Origin of the sequence: Polaribacter sp. R2A056_3_33 (assembly GCF_019278485.1) — a bacterium.
GTDB lineage: Bacteria > Bacteroidota > Bacteroidia > Flavobacteriales > Flavobacteriaceae > Polaribacter.
The window spans coordinates 3,878,677-3,895,138 of sequence record NZ_CP058984.1 but is presented as its reverse complement, the minus strand read 5'-3'; the positions used below and the strand labels follow the sequence as shown (position 1 = coordinate 3,895,138).

The 16,462-nt window shown below is 30.2% G+C and carries 15 protein-coding genes; 7 read left to right on the top strand and 8 right to left on the bottom strand.

Annotated features, from left to right (window positions below; genetic code table 11):
* Window positions 1-23 precede the first annotated feature (23 nt).
* The 8 genes from H0I29_RS16440 to H0I29_RS16405 all read right to left on the bottom strand — a co-directional run bounded on the left by H0I29_RS16440 (window position 24) and on the right by H0I29_RS16405 (window position 8,774).
* Window positions 24-1,172 (bottom strand): serine hydrolase, encoded by a 1,149-nt coding sequence (locus H0I29_RS16440; protein ID WP_218753405.1) that lies wholly within the window; start codon window positions 1,170-1,172, stop codon window positions 24-26.
* Between the two features lie 168 nt (window positions 1,173-1,340).
* Entirely contained in the window at window positions 1,341-1,745 is a 405-nt protein-coding gene (locus H0I29_RS16435; RefSeq protein WP_218753403.1) for a hypothetical protein, read from the bottom strand.
* A complete protein-coding gene (locus H0I29_RS16430) occupies window positions 1,742-2,071 on the bottom strand; it encodes a TfoX/Sxy family protein (protein WP_178983650.1) in 330 nt (109 codons plus the stop codon). Before H0I29_RS16430 ends, H0I29_RS16435 begins: the two co-directional genes overlap by 4 nt.
* Before the next feature lie 7 nt (window positions 2,072-2,078).
* On the bottom strand, window positions 2,079-3,062 hold the full coding sequence (locus tag H0I29_RS16425) for an alpha/beta fold hydrolase (protein WP_218753401.1): 984 nt from the start codon (window positions 3,060-3,062) through the stop codon (window positions 2,079-2,081).
* Between the two features lie 56 nt (window positions 3,063-3,118).
* The gene (locus tag H0I29_RS16420) at window positions 3,119-3,682 is read right to left on the bottom strand and encodes a TetR/AcrR family transcriptional regulator (protein WP_218753400.1); all 564 of its coding nucleotides are present in this window, start codon (window positions 3,680-3,682) and stop codon (window positions 3,119-3,121) included.
* 407 nt (window positions 3,683-4,089) lie between these two features.
* On the bottom strand, window positions 4,090-5,688 hold the full coding sequence (locus tag H0I29_RS16415) for a T9SS type A sorting domain-containing protein (protein ID WP_218753398.1): 1,599 nt from the start codon (window positions 5,686-5,688) through the stop codon (window positions 4,090-4,092).
* 603 nt (window positions 5,689-6,291) lie between these two features.
* Window positions 6,292-7,395, bottom strand: coding sequence for a DUF2971 domain-containing protein (locus H0I29_RS16410; protein WP_218753396.1), 1,104 nt, complete (start codon window positions 7,393-7,395; stop codon window positions 6,292-6,294).
* 269 nt (window positions 7,396-7,664) lie between these two features.
* Complete coding sequence (locus tag H0I29_RS16405; RefSeq protein ID WP_218753394.1) at window positions 7,665-8,774, bottom strand: MBL fold metallo-hydrolase; 1,110 nt, start codon at window positions 8,772-8,774, stop codon at window positions 7,665-7,667.
* A gap of 557 nt (window positions 8,775-9,331) precedes the next feature.
* Between H0I29_RS16405 and hisG the strand changes: the two genes are divergently transcribed.
* From hisG to hisF, 7 genes are all read left to right on the top strand, one after another.
* Window positions 9,332-10,189, top strand: a complete 858-nt coding sequence (gene hisG, locus H0I29_RS16400; protein WP_218753392.1) for an ATP phosphoribosyltransferase — start codon at window positions 9,332-9,334, stop codon at window positions 10,187-10,189.
* Between the two features lie 112 nt (window positions 10,190-10,301).
* Window positions 10,302-11,582 carry a histidinol dehydrogenase gene (hisD, locus tag H0I29_RS16395; RefSeq protein WP_218753390.1) on the top strand — a complete coding sequence of 427 codons (1,281 nt, stop codon included), beginning with the start codon at window positions 10,302-10,304 and terminating at the stop codon, window positions 11,580-11,582.
* A 38-nt stretch (window positions 11,583-11,620) separates the two neighbouring features.
* Entirely contained in the window at window positions 11,621-12,679 is a 1,059-nt protein-coding gene (hisC, locus tag H0I29_RS16390; RefSeq protein WP_218753388.1) for a histidinol-phosphate transaminase, read from the top strand.
* Between the two features lie 178 nt (window positions 12,680-12,857).
* Window positions 12,858-13,997 carry a bifunctional histidinol-phosphatase/imidazoleglycerol-phosphate dehydratase HisB gene (gene hisB, locus H0I29_RS16385; protein WP_218730598.1) on the top strand — a complete coding sequence of 380 codons (1,140 nt, stop codon included), beginning with the start codon at window positions 12,858-12,860 and terminating at the stop codon, window positions 13,995-13,997.
* Window positions 13,997-14,578: an imidazole glycerol phosphate synthase subunit HisH gene (hisH, locus tag H0I29_RS16380; RefSeq protein ID WP_218730597.1), complete on the top strand. Its 582-nt coding sequence runs from the start codon at window positions 13,997-13,999 to the stop codon at window positions 14,576-14,578. Before hisB ends, hisH begins: the two co-directional genes overlap by 1 nt.
* A gap of 162 nt (window positions 14,579-14,740) precedes the next feature.
* Window positions 14,741-15,478, top strand: coding sequence for a 1-(5-phosphoribosyl)-5-[(5-phosphoribosylamino)methylideneamino]imidazole-4-carboxamide isomerase (gene hisA / locus H0I29_RS16375; RefSeq protein ID WP_218753386.1), 738 nt, complete (start codon window positions 14,741-14,743; stop codon window positions 15,476-15,478).
* A gap of 85 nt (window positions 15,479-15,563) precedes the next feature.
* Window positions 15,564-16,319 (top strand): imidazole glycerol phosphate synthase subunit HisF, encoded by a 756-nt coding sequence (gene hisF, locus H0I29_RS16370; RefSeq protein WP_218730595.1) that lies wholly within the window; start codon window positions 15,564-15,566, stop codon window positions 16,317-16,319.
* The last annotated feature ends 143 nt before the right edge of the window (window positions 16,320-16,462 follow it).

The window sequence follows — 16,462 nt, the reverse complement described above, 5'->3', positions numbered from 1 at the left end:
CATGGTGTTAAGCATATGGCTTTTTATTCTTTTTCCATTTCTAATAATAGATATGAAAGTTTAATTGATAAATTTCGAACTTCTTCGCTTGAATTCAAATTATTTGCTAAAGTAGCAACTACCACTTTTTTATCAAAATATATTCTAAAATAGCTACTTGACCCAACTTGTGTTCCATTATGTTCAATGACTTTTCCAAATTTAGGACTTTTCCAATTATCCCATCCGAAAGTATATTCCATTTCCTTACTGTTATTAGTCAACTGAATCATTAGTTTTGTTGTCGAAGGATTTAAAAACTTATAATTTAAGACACCTTTTCCAAATTTTAGAAGGTCTTCTGCTGTTGATTGTATTCCTCCACCAGAATATGTGTAACTCAAATCATTTTTTGGACTTCTGTAAAAATGATTTCCGAGTTTTATGTAAACATTTGTTTTAGTCTGTTCTAAATTAGTGTTAGTCATATTTGCTGGTTTCCAAATATTTTCGTGCATATAAGTTTGATATGATTTTCCTGAAACTTTCTCTAAAATTGCACCAAGTAGGGTGTAACCAAATGATGAATATAAAAATTCAGTATCTGGTTTAAAAACTAGTTCTCTATTCTCAAATTTTTCAAGAGCTTTTTCGCAATTGTCATAGTGAGTAAAGTTGAAAATTCCTAAATCAGATTTGTAATGAGGAATTCCAGATGTATGATTTAATAATTGACGAATTGTAATTTCTCCTTTTTTCTTTTTTGGAAATTCAGGTAAATAGTTTTGGATTGGTAAATCTAAATTTATTTTTCCTTTTTCGTAAAGTTGAAGAATAGCTATAGCTGTCATTGGTTTGCTCACAGATGCAATTCTGAACTGACTATTTTTAGACGGTTTTTCTTGATTTCCTTTATTTAAAAATCCTGCTGTAGATAACCAATTTCCACATTTTTCTGAATAAACAGCTGTTGAAGTTGCTAAAAACTCATTTTTATTTATTGCGGAATTAATAATACTATCAGCTTTGAAGCTAAAACTATTTAAGTTGTTGCAATTTAAATGATTTTGACTTTCTGATAGTGAAATTGGCTTGTCTGAAAATGGATTTAAACTATAAGGCTCAAAAGCCCAATAGAACAAATAGGAAAGTAGAATTATAATTATTCCTGAAACTATTTTTCGTTTGTTCATTGTATTCGGAATGGTTTTTTCAGCTTGTGCCTAACGTTGTTGTCTATGGTTAGTTGCGTGGTTTAGCACGTAATTTAGCAAATAAAAACCGAATAGAAAATCTGCAAAGATTTTCGTAAGTAGGCGAGAAGCCAGCAATAAATTATATACGTTGTTGTACCCAGTTAATTATAAATCATTTGTTTTTCCTACTATTAATTTTGAAAATGGAATTTCAGTAACTTTTACCGTTCCTATCGTAAAGATTATAGCTAGCATTAAATCCATTCCTGTTATGGTTAATGTCATTTGCGAAACTCCATCACCCAAAGCTGCATAGGCTACAATAAACACGTTAATTAAGCGAACTAAACCATTCCAAACAATTAGCGGAGCTCTTGTGTTTAGTTTTTTAGTAGCCCAAATTACTGCTGCTCCTGCGAACATTATAAATAAGCCAACTACTGCACTGTGAATTAAATCTTCACCTGTTTTTGTTGAAACTGCTTGATACACAGTTCCAAGTCCAATTGGAAAATTTAAAATACCAGCTATTAATACTATTTTGTTAAATATGTTTGTTGATTTTTTCATTTTGATTTATTTTTTTGAATATTTAATGATTCTTCTGCCCAAAGGACAAATTGATTAGCATCTTCTAAAACTTCAATAGGAACTTCATAAAATGACAGAACTTTACTTTCATTTTTGAATAACTTTAAAGGTTGAGAATCAGCTTCTAAATAATTAGAAATATTACTTTTATCTACTTTAAAAAAAATGACTTCTTTGGCTATAATTCCAAACATTAAATCATCTGCATACAAACCAACACAACCAAACATTCTTTTGATTCGTACTCTTCTCCAACTTTGTAATTGGTCAAAAATAAAATCTTTAAAATCTGTTGAAGGTTCCATTTTTTTGTTATAAATTCTTAAGCAGTCGTCTTAGTGAAAACACATAACTCTCTGGACTATCTTCTTGTGTAAAATGGCCAGCATCAGGCAACAATTGTACAGGTGCTTTTGGGAAATACGAACGCCATTTATCTTGAATATCTTGCGAAGCGACAACATCATCTTTTAATCCAAAAATAAGCTCAACTGGCTTCTCCTGTAGCGTAGATAATTTGCTTTCTAATTCTCCTAGCCAATCCGATGCCAATGTAATCTGTTGTGGAAAAACTGCTGTTCCTTTTCTAGATTCTTTTGTTGGGAATGGCTTTTCATAGGCATCCATAATTGCTTTATTACTGCTAGATTCCTTTTTGATAGAACCTCGCATAAGTCCTGTTACAAAAAAGTTCTCTTCCATAACTTTGGATTCCATTTCAGAAGATCTCATCATCATTGAAAATTCAACCAATTTCCCTTCAGGTTTCCAAGCCCAAGTATTACTAATAACAACTCCTAAAACTTTATCTGGATGACTTGTAGCTACTGATAAACCCGTTGGTCCACCCCAATCTTGAACCACAATTATGAATTTCTCTAATTTTAAATGTTCAAAAAGTAATGCACTAATCCATTCAACGTGTTCTTGTGGTGTAAAACCATAATCCTTTGGCGTGTCAGAAAAACCAAATCCTGGTAAATCATAAGCTATAACTCTTGCTTCGCCTGAAAGTTCTTTAATGATGTTTCTATTTAAGAATGACCAATCAGGATTTCCATGTGTTAATACAATCGGGATTCCTTCTCCTTCATCAATGTAATGCATTGATATTCCGTCTTTAGTGAACCAATTACTTTTAAAAGGATATTCCTTTTTATCTACTATAAATGGTCTTTGCTTTTGATTTGTTTCATCTTTATTATAGATTTCTTGAGCTTGAGAAGTATTAGCCATACTTAGTGCGAGTATTAAGGTTAGTACTATTGTTTTTCTGAATGTGTTTTTTGTTTTCATTTGTATTTTGTTAAATTTATTTCTAATCATTTGATTAGTTTTATGGTAAAAAAATATTATAAGTGCTGAAATGTGGTTTCTATATAGTCGTTAATGGTAATTTCATTTTGAATTTTTGTTGCTAAAGCCAAACCACTTAATGCTAGAACAAGATAATTTGTGTGTCTTTCTATAGTTTGGTTGTCCTTTGTGCTATTTAACTCAAGATTGTGTTTAAACAAGGTTCTTAATTGCTCCTCATAATTTGAAATAAGACTACCCACTTTTTGGTCTACCTCTAAACCAAATTCTGACATAGTATTAACCATTAAACATCCTTTTTTTGAGTTGTTTTGGTCAGCAAATTCAGCAAACTGATAGAAGAAGTGTTTAATACTCTCAATGCCGTTTGAAGAGTTTTCAAATACATTGATTAACTTTTGCAACTTGCTTCTATACAATTTTAAGCTTTCTAGAAAAAGCTTTTGTTTATTTCCAAAACTAGCGTTTATAGAAAATTGATTGATACCCATTTCTTTAGATAGCATCCTTAATGATGTATTTCTATAGCCGTTTTTCCAGAACAGACCCATTGCCTTTTCTATTACTTCAGCTTCCTTATATTTCTTTTCTCTAGGCATAAAACTAAATTACCTTACAAAACTAATCAAACGATTAGAAACAAAAAAATATTTTAACTTATATTTTTGAATTTCAAAGTATTTAGCTCAATTTGAGTAGGGAATTTGTGGTTTGGGTTAATTGGGTACAACTTATTATAAGGTAATAATACCTTGCTATATCCCAAATAAAACAACCAAATCTAGTTGTTCTATCAGGAATTATTAATACTTAAAGATTTTGAAAACGTCTAGCAATTTTATTTTTTCATTAATCTGTTTCAAATTTAGAGTATTCAAATCATATAAATGATATTTTTACAATCAACTTAACAACTATTGTCAACTTTTAAAGTTGATAACTCTTTCAGTGTAAAAGGATACGTTGCGTTGTTTAAGGGGTGAATTACACTGGGTGTTTACAAAAGTTATTTTTTTAATAGTTTTCTGTTCGTAATACTATGATTCTTATTAATAATTTTAATAATGTAGGATCCTGATTTTAAGTTGCCCAGGTGTATTGTGTTATTTGTGAAATTATTTTCTTTAAAAACTAGCTTTCCATTTAAATCATAGACTTTAATTTGAGAAATATCATCTGGTCTATTAAAGTAAATAAAATCTGATGTAGGATTTGGAAAGACTTGCAATTCTTGATTATTTTTAAATGTATTTATACTAAGGCTATTAGTATTAAATTTCCATAGTTGATAATCTTTAGAATAGTACAAACCGTTTTTATAGATGATTTTTTGCCCAATGCCATGAAATAGGTTGTCTAATTCTTCAACAGGACTTAAAGTTGTAGAACTTTTATCTAAAATCCACCCTTTTTTACTTGTAGAATTTTTAGGTGAGCTAACAAAATAAAGATTGCCATTTATATTATCTAAAGATAATGCTGAATGAGAAGGTTTAAAGATAATTGGTTCTTGTGATGCTTGGTCTATTTCAATGATTTCTGTAACTAAATTAGTATTACTGTCTAAATAGAATAGTGAAGTACCGTTATTAGTATTCACAGAAGAAAAAATTAAATTATCGCCAGATGTATTTAAATATGAAGGGTAAAAATATTGGCTATTGGTTACCGTGTAAATTTCTGAAGTGCCATTAAATGTGCCATCAGATTTATAAATAGATAATTTATTCAAATTTTTAGAAAAAAAGGAAAAAAACATTTTGCCATTTAACTCAATTACATCACCAAAACTTACAATATCATTCTGAGCATTCCATACACTTGTAATATTGTTCGTTCCATTAATAGTGCCATCTGTTTCATATAAAGAATAACGAGTAATAAAATATAATTTGTTGTTGTATTTTATATACTGACTAAAATTAGAAGTACTGCCTGTAGATCCATTACCATCTAATTCTTCAGTAAGTTCATAAGTTCCTGAATCAGTTCCGTCGCTCCTCCATACTCTAGAGTTATTAGTTGATGGTACTTGGATGGTGTAAATGAAAATGTTATTTACACTACCTTGAAATGTAGGCACACCCCATATGTCTATATTATCCTTTACTAATACTGTTCCTAAATCAGTCCCGTCAGATTTCCAAATTTGTAAAGTAGTATCGTCAGTTTTTATTGTTATATAAATTAGACTTCCAACAGTTGTTAATCCAAATAATTTCCCAGTGTATTTTGTTACTAGAGAAGAACCTATTGTTTCTCCACTTGTTTTCCAAATTTCTCCACCTGAATAGCTGTAGTCATCATTTGCAACAAAGTACAATTCATTATTAAGTGTTGTTGAGTTTAAATTGGTTAATCCGTCAGTTTCACCAGGTTTAATATCTATTACTAAATTGGTCTTTGAAGATGTGCCATTACTTGACCATAACTCTCTGCCAGAACCATCATTTACAGCTGAAAAGAAAATCTTTCCATTAAACTCCTGTAATCCTATAGGATGCGAATTTTGAAGATTATTGTAAGTGAAATTAGAAACCTGTATTTGAGCATTTATGTGACAGCAAATTAATAATGAGACTAAAAAAAGTAAAGGTTTTTTCATATGGTTGCTTTTAATTTTTATTTAGGTAATTACACACGGTGTTCTACGCTGTTTTTTATTCCGCTTAATTTTTCTTTCAGTTTTCAATTTTACAAACTAGTTAAATTTCGGAAGCGTAAATTTAGTTTCTTAGTGCATTTTTATGCAACATTTATAAATTTCGTTTGAGTAATAATTCCGCAAGATTAAATACGGCATTTTGTTCCGACTCAGAGTATTTTATTCAATCGTTTTAATTTATTTCTTTTATTAATTTGCTAAATTTTAATTTTCCATTTTTTTTTGGTTTTTCTTCCATTTGTCAGATACAAATACACTATATATTGTTAATGCAACTCCAAAAGTTAGAGCGCTATATTGTGAAATTTTGTGTTCGTTCAAAATTGTTAAACCAAGAGTTGTAAACATCAATCCTATTACCATAAAGGTCGTTCCATTATTTTTTTTCATTTCTTGTATATTATTGTTTAGGGTATTAGTAGGTGAAAATATTAATATGTTACAATTTAGATTTTTTTTAATTGCGTAGAACGTGTTTTTGTATGGAAAGTTGCTTAGGCACTAATTTAGCAATTTTTTATACAAGGTGTTGTGGCTAGTACTTTATTTATTTAATTGATATTTGTTGTTATTCTTTGTTAGAATATTATTATTTACTAAATCTTCTAAATGTGCTTTTAATTGAATTTCTGTAATATTATTTATAAGCTCTTTTATTTCATTGCTTGTAAATTCATTTTTTTGAAATTTCTTACGAATGTTTAATATTATATCTGATTGAACCTCAATAGCTGTGCTGTAAAAGAATTCTTCTGGTTCAATACCAAATTTTTTTTCTAGCTTTTTCATCTTGTAAAGTTTAACTGTCGGGTTTTGTGATTTTATGATGGAACAAATTATTTCAATATCACTTTGATTTGCTCTAATTCCGAAATATATCGCTTTTAGTGATTTGTAATTGTAGCCGTAACTTTTATTTGATTCTTGATGAATAAGTCTTAATTCTTCTTCGTGTTCCCAATCAATAGATTTAAATGATAGAAATTTTTGTAGGGATTCCAAACCTATTTTTTCACTCATAAGTATGTTTGAATTTATCTGTGGAATTTCAGGTTTATAAGTGACTTCAAATGCTTTTGAAAATGGCTCAACATTTGAATCAAATTCAAGACAAAAACCTTGATGACTATCAGCGTAATGTGACCACATTAATAAATTTAAATTGTTTTTTGAAAAACAACTCACACCAATTTTTGATAAAGATTCTTTTCGAATATTATTAAGTGTTTCCTGAATTTTCGTTTGTATTCTTAACTTAATTGTTGAAAAAAAAGCTCTAATATCTTCAACGAAATTTATTTCTGAATTTTCGAGATTATTAAGTTTTTCCAGAAAATCGTTTTTATCTTTAAAAATTCCATTCTTTCCATTAAAGTCTAAAATATAATCGATGTGTTCATCACAAAATTTATAAAAGTCTTGTCTTGATATACTATTGTTTAATATTCCTAATAAATCTTTTTTATCATAATTTCTTTTACTTGAATTACAAAATTTTTCAACAAAATTTTCATTACTTAGTTCTTTTATGTTTGCTGGATGAAAAGTGTCAAAAGGATCATTAAAATTTAATGGGTTGTTAAAAAATATTTGATTCTGTTGAATGTTTCTTAAAGCATATGAATTTATTGGTGAGTACTTAAACATTTCTATAAATCTTGAATTTCACTTGTATTAGCCACAACTTATTATAAGGTAATATAAACTTATTATATCCCAAATAAAACAACCAAATCTAGGTGTTCTATCAGGAATTATTAATACTTAAAGATTTTGAAAACGTCTAGCAATTTTATTTTTTCATTAATCTGTTTCAAATTTAGAGTATTCAAATCATATAAATGATATTTTTACAATCAACTTAACAACTATTGTCAACTTTTAAAGTTGATAACTCTTTCAGTGTAAAAGGATACTTACAAATCTTTCCACCAGTTATTGGTATAAGTCTGTAGAGAATCTTTCACCATAATTTCTTCGCCAATTTTAGGCGTAATTACTTTTAGGTTTAGTTCTTTCGCTTTTATAGTTACACGCTCAATAGGATCTGTCCATTCATGCATAGCCAATTTAAAACCTCCCCAATGAATCGGAATTATTTTTTCTGCTTGCACATCAATTCCTGCCTGGGCAGTTTCTTCTGGCATCATGTGTATATCAGTCCACATTTCGTTGTATTGCCCACATTCCATCAAAGCTAAATCGAAAGGGCCATATTTTTCACCAATTTCTTTAAAGTGATTTGCGTAGCCACTATCACCACTAAAATAAATGTTTTCATTTTTAGACTGAATAACCCAAGAACTCCATAAAGTACTTTGTCCGTTGTTTAATTTTCTACCAGAAAAATGTTGCGCAGGTGTACACACTAAGTTCAAATTATCTAACGGTACATTTTGCCACCAATCTAGTTCTGTTATTTTATCAGAAGGAATGTTCCAAGCTTCTAAATGCGCACCCACACCTAAGGGAACATAAAAATGATTGGTTTTGTCTTTAATCTTTAAAATAGATTCATAATCTAAATGATCGTAATGATCGTGAGAAAAAATGACGGCATCAATTTTTGGTAATTTGGCTATTTCTATCGGAAACTGTTCATTAAAACGATTTGCGCCTAACAGCGGATGAGGAGCAGGCACTTTACCAAACATAGGATCTAGTAAAATTGTTTTTCCGTCTATTTGTAGTAAAAAAGACGAATGCCCAAACCAAATCATTCTAGCTTTTCCTTTGTAATTAGCAATATTTAAAGAATCTATAGTAATGGGTTTTAAATCTTCTTTAGGTCTTGCGTTTGGTACTTTTTTAGTAAAAAAGGTATAAGCTATTTTTAAATTCTCGTTAAAACTTAATTCTTTAGGCACCGGATTGGTGTTGTTAAATTTACCGTTTTTAAATTGTTGAGATGTTTTGTAGGTTTCTTGTTTCTCTTTAGAAACATCTCCACCAAAACTTGGGTAATAATTTGTGAATAAGAAGTAAGCGATTACTAATATGCCTATGATAGAAAGAGTTGTGATCATTATGTGTTTTAATATCTTTTTAATCATTTTATTTAAATGGATGCATTACAATTTTTATCAAAAATAGTGCTTCTAAAGTATGTATCCGTATTATAAAGACTATTAGCTGTAGATTTTTGAGTTCAAAAGATGTTTTTGAAGCGATTGTGCAATAGTGTCTTGTTTAAAATTGATAGGATTATAGGTAATGTTTAAATATAAGTTTGTTTTATGGGGATTTTAATTACAGAATGTTATATTTTTATTGAAATCTATTAAAAGACCAAAAACCGAAAGTTGTAAAATCAAACAAAAAATCAAAAAATGATAAATATTATCATAAAAACTAATTTTTAGGTGAATAGTTCGTAATATTAAAAATAAAATTTTGATATTTGCATAGAAATAAACAAGACATGACTTTTATTCAAAACCATCATCATCATTTTTACAATTGCAGTCAAGCGATTTAAAAGTGTATTGAATAAAATCAAGATATTTATAAACCCGTTTGAGCGAATCAAACGGGTTTTTTTAATTTTAAACCGTATTTGCTCAGGCATCAAACAAAAACAAAAATGAGTAATTTAAGAATTGCAGTACAGAAATCAGGAAGATTAAATGAAGATTCAATGAGAATCTTAAAGGATATTGGTATTTCTATAGATAATGGAAAAGATCAATTAAAAGCAGCAGCGAGAGATTTTCCTGTAGAAGTTTTCTATTTAAGAAACGGAGATATTCCTCAGTATTTAAAAGATGGTGTAGTAGATGCAGCCATTATTGGAGAGAATGTTTTAATTGAAAAAGGAGCAGATATTGAGTTTGTAGAACGCTTAGGTTTTTCTAAGTGTAAAGTTTCTATTGCAGTGCCAAAAGAATCTGAGGCGAATTCGTTAAAAGATTTAGACGGAAAAAGAATTGCGACTTCTTATCCAGAAACTGTTAAAAAGTTTTTAGATGAACAAAATATCAAAGCAGATATACACATTATTAACGGTTCTGTAGAAATTGCACCAAATATTGGTTTAGCAGATGGTATTTGTGATATTGTTTCTAGTGGTTCTACTTTATTTAAGAACGGTTTAAAAGAGATTGAAGTTTTATTGAAATCGGAAGCTGTTTTAGCTGTTTCTTCTAAAATATCACCAGAAAGAAGAGCTATCTTAGAGAAAATTCAGTTTAGAATTCAATCCGTTTTAAAAGGACAAAATTCTAAATATGTGTTGTTAAATGCACCGAATGATAAATTAGAAGCTATTTTAAAATTGTTACCAGGTATGAGAAGTCCTACTGTTTTGCCATTGGCAGAAAAAGGCTGGAGTTCTGTGCACACTGTAATTAGCAAAAATGCATTTTGGGAAATTATAGACGAGTTAAAAGCAAATGGAGCAGAAGGTATTTTAGTGTGTCCTATTGAAAAAATGGTGCTTTAAAAATATTTTAGAAAAATCTATTTAAAGCATACTGAACTTGTTTCAGTATCTTAATAAAAGAAATATAGTAAAAAGACTCTGAAATAAATTCAGGGTGATTAACAAGTTAATCATGAATACAATTATAAATCCATCAAGAAAAGATTGGTCTCAAATTTTAGAGAGACCCACAAAAACGGTTGATGATATAGAGGGAGTCGTAAACGATGTTTTTGCAGATATTAAAGCAAATGGAGATGCAGCTGTAAAGAAATACACAACAAAGTTTGATGGTGTTTCTATAGAAAATACAATTGTTTCGCTTGATGAGATAAAAGAAGCAATTTCATTAGTTTCTAATGAATTAAAAGATGCAATTATTCTTGCAAAAGAAAATATCACCAAATTTCATACTGCTCAAAAAACAGCAAAAGTTTTTGTAGAAACGGCAAACGGAGTTTCATGTTGGCAAGAAAAAAGACCAATTACTAAAGTAGGTTTGTATATTCCTGGCGGAACAGCACCTTTGTTTTCTACGGTTTTAATGTTGGCAATTCCTGCACAAATTGCAGGTTGTAAAGAAATTGTGTTATGTTCTCCTCCAAATAAGGAAGGAAAAATTCATCCAGCTATTTTGTATGCTGCAAATCTTTGTGGTGTTACAAAAATTATAAAAGTTGGCGGAATTCAGGCAATTGCAGGGTATACATTTGGTACAGAAACGATACCACAAGTTTATAAAATATTTGGTCCAGGAAATCAGTATGTAACGGTTGCAAAACAATTGTCTACAAAACATGGTGTTGCCATAGATATGCCTGCAGGACCAAGTGAATTATTAGTAGTTGCAGACGATTCTGCAAACGCAAGTTATGTAGCTTCAGATTTATTAAGTCAGGCAGAACACGGTGCTGATAGTCAAGTTATTTTGGTTTCAACATCCAAAGAAATGATTGCTGAGGTTGCCAAAGAAATTGATGTTCAGTTAGCTAAATTAACGAGAGCAGAAATTGCTCAGAAAGCTATCAATAATTCAAAATCTATTTTTGTAGAGAATGATGAAATCGCTTTAGAGTTGATTAATGAATATGGTCCAGAGCACTTTATTGTTTGTACAAATAATAATGATTTTTATATAGAAAATATAGAAAATGCAGGTTCTGTTTTTATTGGGAATTATACACCAGAAAGTGCAGGAGATTATGCTTCAGGTACCAATCATACCTTACCGACAAATGGGTTTTCTAAATCTTATTCTGGAGTAAATTTAGATAGTTTTACCAAAAGTATTACGTTTCAACAAATTACAAAAGAAGGTATTAAAACTATAGGGAAATCTATTGAGTTAATGGCAGCGGCAGAAGGTTTAGATGCGCATAAAAATGCAGTTTCTATCCGTTTAAAAGATATATAAATTAAATGTCTCCTCGAGCGCAGTCGAGAGGTTTTATTATGAAAACAAACTTTAACCTAGAGAGCTTAATTAGAGAAAATATAAAATCTCTAAAACCATATTCTTCTGCAAGAGATGAATATAAAGATGCTAATACTACAGAAATGATTTTCTTAGATGCTAATGAGAATCCTTTTGAAAACGGTGTTAATAGATATCCAGACCCACAACAAAATGGTGTAAAAGATTTACTTGCTGAAATTAAAGGAGTCAGTAAAGAAAACATTCTTTTAGGAAATGGAAGTGATGAGGTTTTAGATTTAATTTATAGAGCTTTTTGCGAACCTAATAAAGACAATGTAATCTCATTGCCACCTACATATGGAATGTATGATGTGTTGGCAAACATTAATGCCATAGAAAATAGAACGGTATTGTTAAGTGAAGGTGATTTTCAGCCACAAGTTAGCAAGATTTTGAAAGCTGTAGATGCAAATAGTAAGATTTTGTTTTTGTGTTCACCGAACAATCCAACAGGAAATAGTTTTACATCAGAATCGGTTAGAGAGTTGCTTACAAAATTTAAAGGATTAGTTGTTATTGATGAAGCGTATATCGATTTTTCTGAACAAAAAAGTTGGTTAGAAAGATTGTCGCAATTTCCTAATTTAATCATTACACAAACTTTATCTAAAGCATTTGGTTTAGCGGGTATTCGTTTAGGAGTTTGTTATGCATCCAAAGAAATTATTAAAATTTTAAACAATATAAAGCCACCTTATAACGTAAATGAACTAACACAGCAAAGAGCTATTTTAAGATTGGAGAAGATTGATGAAGTAGAGAACGAAATTTCTCAACTAATCAGCGAAAGAAAGCGTCTTAAAAAAGAGTTAGAATGTTGTGTGAGTTATATTGAAAAAGTATATCCTTCGGATGGTAATTTTTTATTGCTAAAGGTAGATGACGCAACAAAACGTTATAAACAGTTAATTGAATATGGCGTGGTTATTAGAAACAGAACTACACAACCTTTATGCGAAAACTGTTTGCGAATTAGTGTCGGTATTTGTGAAGAAAATCAAAGATTACTAAGAGCTTTAAAGGCAATACAGTAATCTATTAATACGGAGTGTCATTCCGGAAGAAGTTCATTGAGTAGAAATCTGATAATAAGATTTCTCAAGAGTTTATACTGAGTATAGTGAAAGGCTTAAAATAGTTCATTTCGAAATGATAAAATTAAAATAAAACAAATCTACAAGGTTCTAAAAAACCTGCAGGAAAAAATATAAGATGAGTAAAAAAGTATTATTTATAGACAGAGACGGAACTTTAGTACTAGAACCGCCTGTAGATTATCAATTGGATAGTCTAGAAAAGTTAGAGTATTATCCGAAGGTGTTTCGTTATATGGCAAGAATTGCCGAGGAACTAGATTTTGAATTGGTGATGGTAACCAATCAAGATGGATTAGGTACAGACTCTTTTCCGGAAGATACTTTTTGGCCAGCACAAAATAAAGTAATATCAGCATTTGAAAAGGAAGGTGTTGTTTTCTCTGAAGTTTGTATCGATAAAACGTTTCCGCATGAAAATGCAGAAACTCGTAAACCAAGAACAGGTTTGTTAACCAAGTATTTTTCTGAAGAATATGATTTGGCAAATTCTTTTGTTTTAGGAGATAGAATTACAGACATGGAATTGGCAAAGAATTTAGGCGCAAAAGGAATCTTTTTATCTGAAGATCCAGAATTGGGTGTAGATGAAATTGAAACTTCTAAACAAGAAATTTTAGACTGTATCGCTTTAACTTCTACCGATTGGAAAGCTATTTATGAGTTTTTAAAATTAGAAGATAGAGTTTCTGAAATCACTAGAAATACCAACGAAACTAAAATTTACATCAAACTAAATTTAGACGGTTCTGGTAAAAATGATATTTCTACTGGAGTTAAGTTTTTCGACCATATGTTAGATCAAATTGGTCGTCATGGTGCAATGGATTTAACTGTAAAAGTAGACGGAGATTTAGAGGTTGATGAACATCATACCATAGAAGATACCATGATTGCTTTAGGTGAGTTATTCAATAAAGCATTAGGAAATAAACTAGGTATAGAACGTTATGGATTCTGTTTGCCAATGGACGATTGTTTAGCACAAGCAGCTGTAGATTTTGGAGGAAGACCTTGGTTGGTTTGGGAGGCTGATTTTAAGCGTGAAATGATTGGAGATATGCCAACAGAAATGTTTTTACACTTGTTTAAATCTTTTACAGACGGAGCAAGATGTAATTTAAATATTAAGGCAGAAGGCGCAAATGAGCATCATAAAATTGAAGGTATTTTTAAAGCTTTTGCAAAAGCGATGAAAATGGCGGTTAAAAGAGATGCTAACAAGATGTTTTTACCATCAACAAAAGGAGTTTTATAATGAAATTAGTAATTATAGATTACGGAGCAGGAAACATAAAAAGTATTCAGTTTGCGTTTAAGAGATTAGGAATTGATGCTGTTTTATCAAATAATATTGATGAAATAAAAGGGGCGGATAAAGTGATTTTTCCAGGAGTAGGAGAGGCAAGTTCTGCCATGAAAATGTTACAAGAAAGCGGATTGGATAAAGTGATTCCTACTTTAAAACAACCTGTTTTAGGTATTTGTTTAGGAATGCAATTGATGTGTAATTCTTCTGAAGAAGGAAATACGAAAGGATTAGGGATATTTAATGTAGCAATAAAGAAGTTTTCGAATGCTGTAAAAGTTCCTCAAATGGGGTGGAACGTGATTTATAATTTGAAATCGGATTTATTTACAGGTGTTAAAGAAAAAGAATTTATGTATTTAGTGCATAGTTTTTACGCAGAAAATTGTGAAGAAGCCATTGCAACTACAGACTATGAATTTGAATATGCATCTGCTTTACAAAAAGATAATTTTTATGGAACTCAGTTTCATCCAGAAAAAAGTGGTTTAGCAGGAGAACAAATATTAAAGAACTTTCTAAATTTATAAATAAAATCGTTTGTCATTCAGAATGTTAATGAAATCAAAATATATTTTGATTGAAATTAAATAACGAAGCTAATTAATAGAGATCTAATAATCTCATTAAAAGATTTCTCAATTGCCTAAAAGGCTCATTTTGAAATGAAAATAATTAATAAAAAGACTATTTTGAGAATAATACCAGCAATAGATATTATAGACGGAAAATGTGTTCGTTTAACAAAAGGAGATTATAACACAAAGAAAATTTATAACGAAAATCCTTTAGAAGTAGCCAAAGAGTTTGAAGCTGCAGGAATCGAATATTTACATGTTGTAGATTTGGATGGAGCAAAAGCAAGTGAAATTATCAACTATAAAGTCTTAGAGCAAATTGCTTCTAAAACCAATTTGAAAATTGATTTTGGTGGTGGTTTAAAATCGGATAAAGATTTAGAAATTGCTTTCAACTCTGGTGCTAATCAAATTACTGGAGGAAGTATTGCTGTAAAAAATGCTGAAATATTTGAAAGTTGGATTGAAAAATATGGTTCAGAAAAAATTATTTTAGGAGCCGATTTTTATCCTGATGCAGCAGGAGGAAAGATTGCAACCAATGGTTGGCAAGAAGAAAGTTCTTTAGAATTGATTCCTTTTATTGGAGATTATCAGCAAAAAGGAATTCAGTATATCATTTGTACAGATATTTCTAAAGACGGTATGTTGCAAGGACCAAGTTTTGATATTTATAATCAAATTTTATCTGAAGTAAACAATGTGAAATTAATTGCTTCTGGAGGAATTTCAACTTTTGATGAAATCCCAAAGTTAGCTGAAAGTGGTTGCGAAGGTGTAATTATTGGAAAAGCGATTTATGAAAATAAAATCAGCTTAAAACAGTTGGAGCAATTTATATTAACAAAATAAATGTCATTACGAGTAAGAATGACGAAGTAATCTCCTGATTAATTGACAGATTGCTTCATTACATTCGCAATGACGAATAACGTATATGTTAACAAAAAGAATAATACCTTGTTTAGATATTAAAAACGGAAGAACTGTAAAAGGTGTTAATTTCGTAAATTTAATTGATGCAGGAGATCCTGTGGTTTTAGCAAAGCAATATGCCGATTTAGGTGCAGACGAATTGGTTTTTTTAGATATTTCTGCAACGTTAGAAGGTAGAAAAACCATGATAGAAATGGTGCACCAAGTGGCAGAACAAGTGAATATTCCGTTTACAGTTGGTGGAGGAATTTCTTCTGTAGAAAATGTAAATGAGTTGTTAAAATGGGGAGCGGATAAGGTTTCCATCAATTCATCTGCCGTTAAAAGACCAGAATTGGTTAATGAATTGGCAGAGAAATTCGGAAGTCAGTGTGTTGTTGTTGCAATTGATGCAAAACAAATTGATGGAGAATGGTTTGTGCATTTGGCTGGAGGAACAATTCCTACCGAAATCAAACTTTTTGATTGGGCAAAAGAAGTTGAAAATCGTGGAGCAGGAGAAATTTTATTTACTTCTATGAATCATGATGGCACAAAAGGAGGTTTTGCAAATGAAGCTTTGGCTCATTTATCAGAAATATTAAACATTCCTATTATTGCTTCTGGAGGTGCAGGAACAATTCAGCATTTTGCAGATACGTTTAAAGAAGGGAAAGCAGATGCTGCATTAGCTGCAAGTGTTTTTCATTTTGGTGAAATTCCTATTTTGGAGTTGAAAGAGGAGTTGAAAAAACAAAATATACCAGTTAGACTATAAAATATAAAGAATGTTATTCCTAAGAAAAAGGAATTTCAGAATTGATAATAAACAAAAAGTTTTCGATACAATCTCGATGAAAAATCGAAATCACTCGAACTGACAGAAAATAACAGAAATAAAAATGTCATTCCGAATAAAGA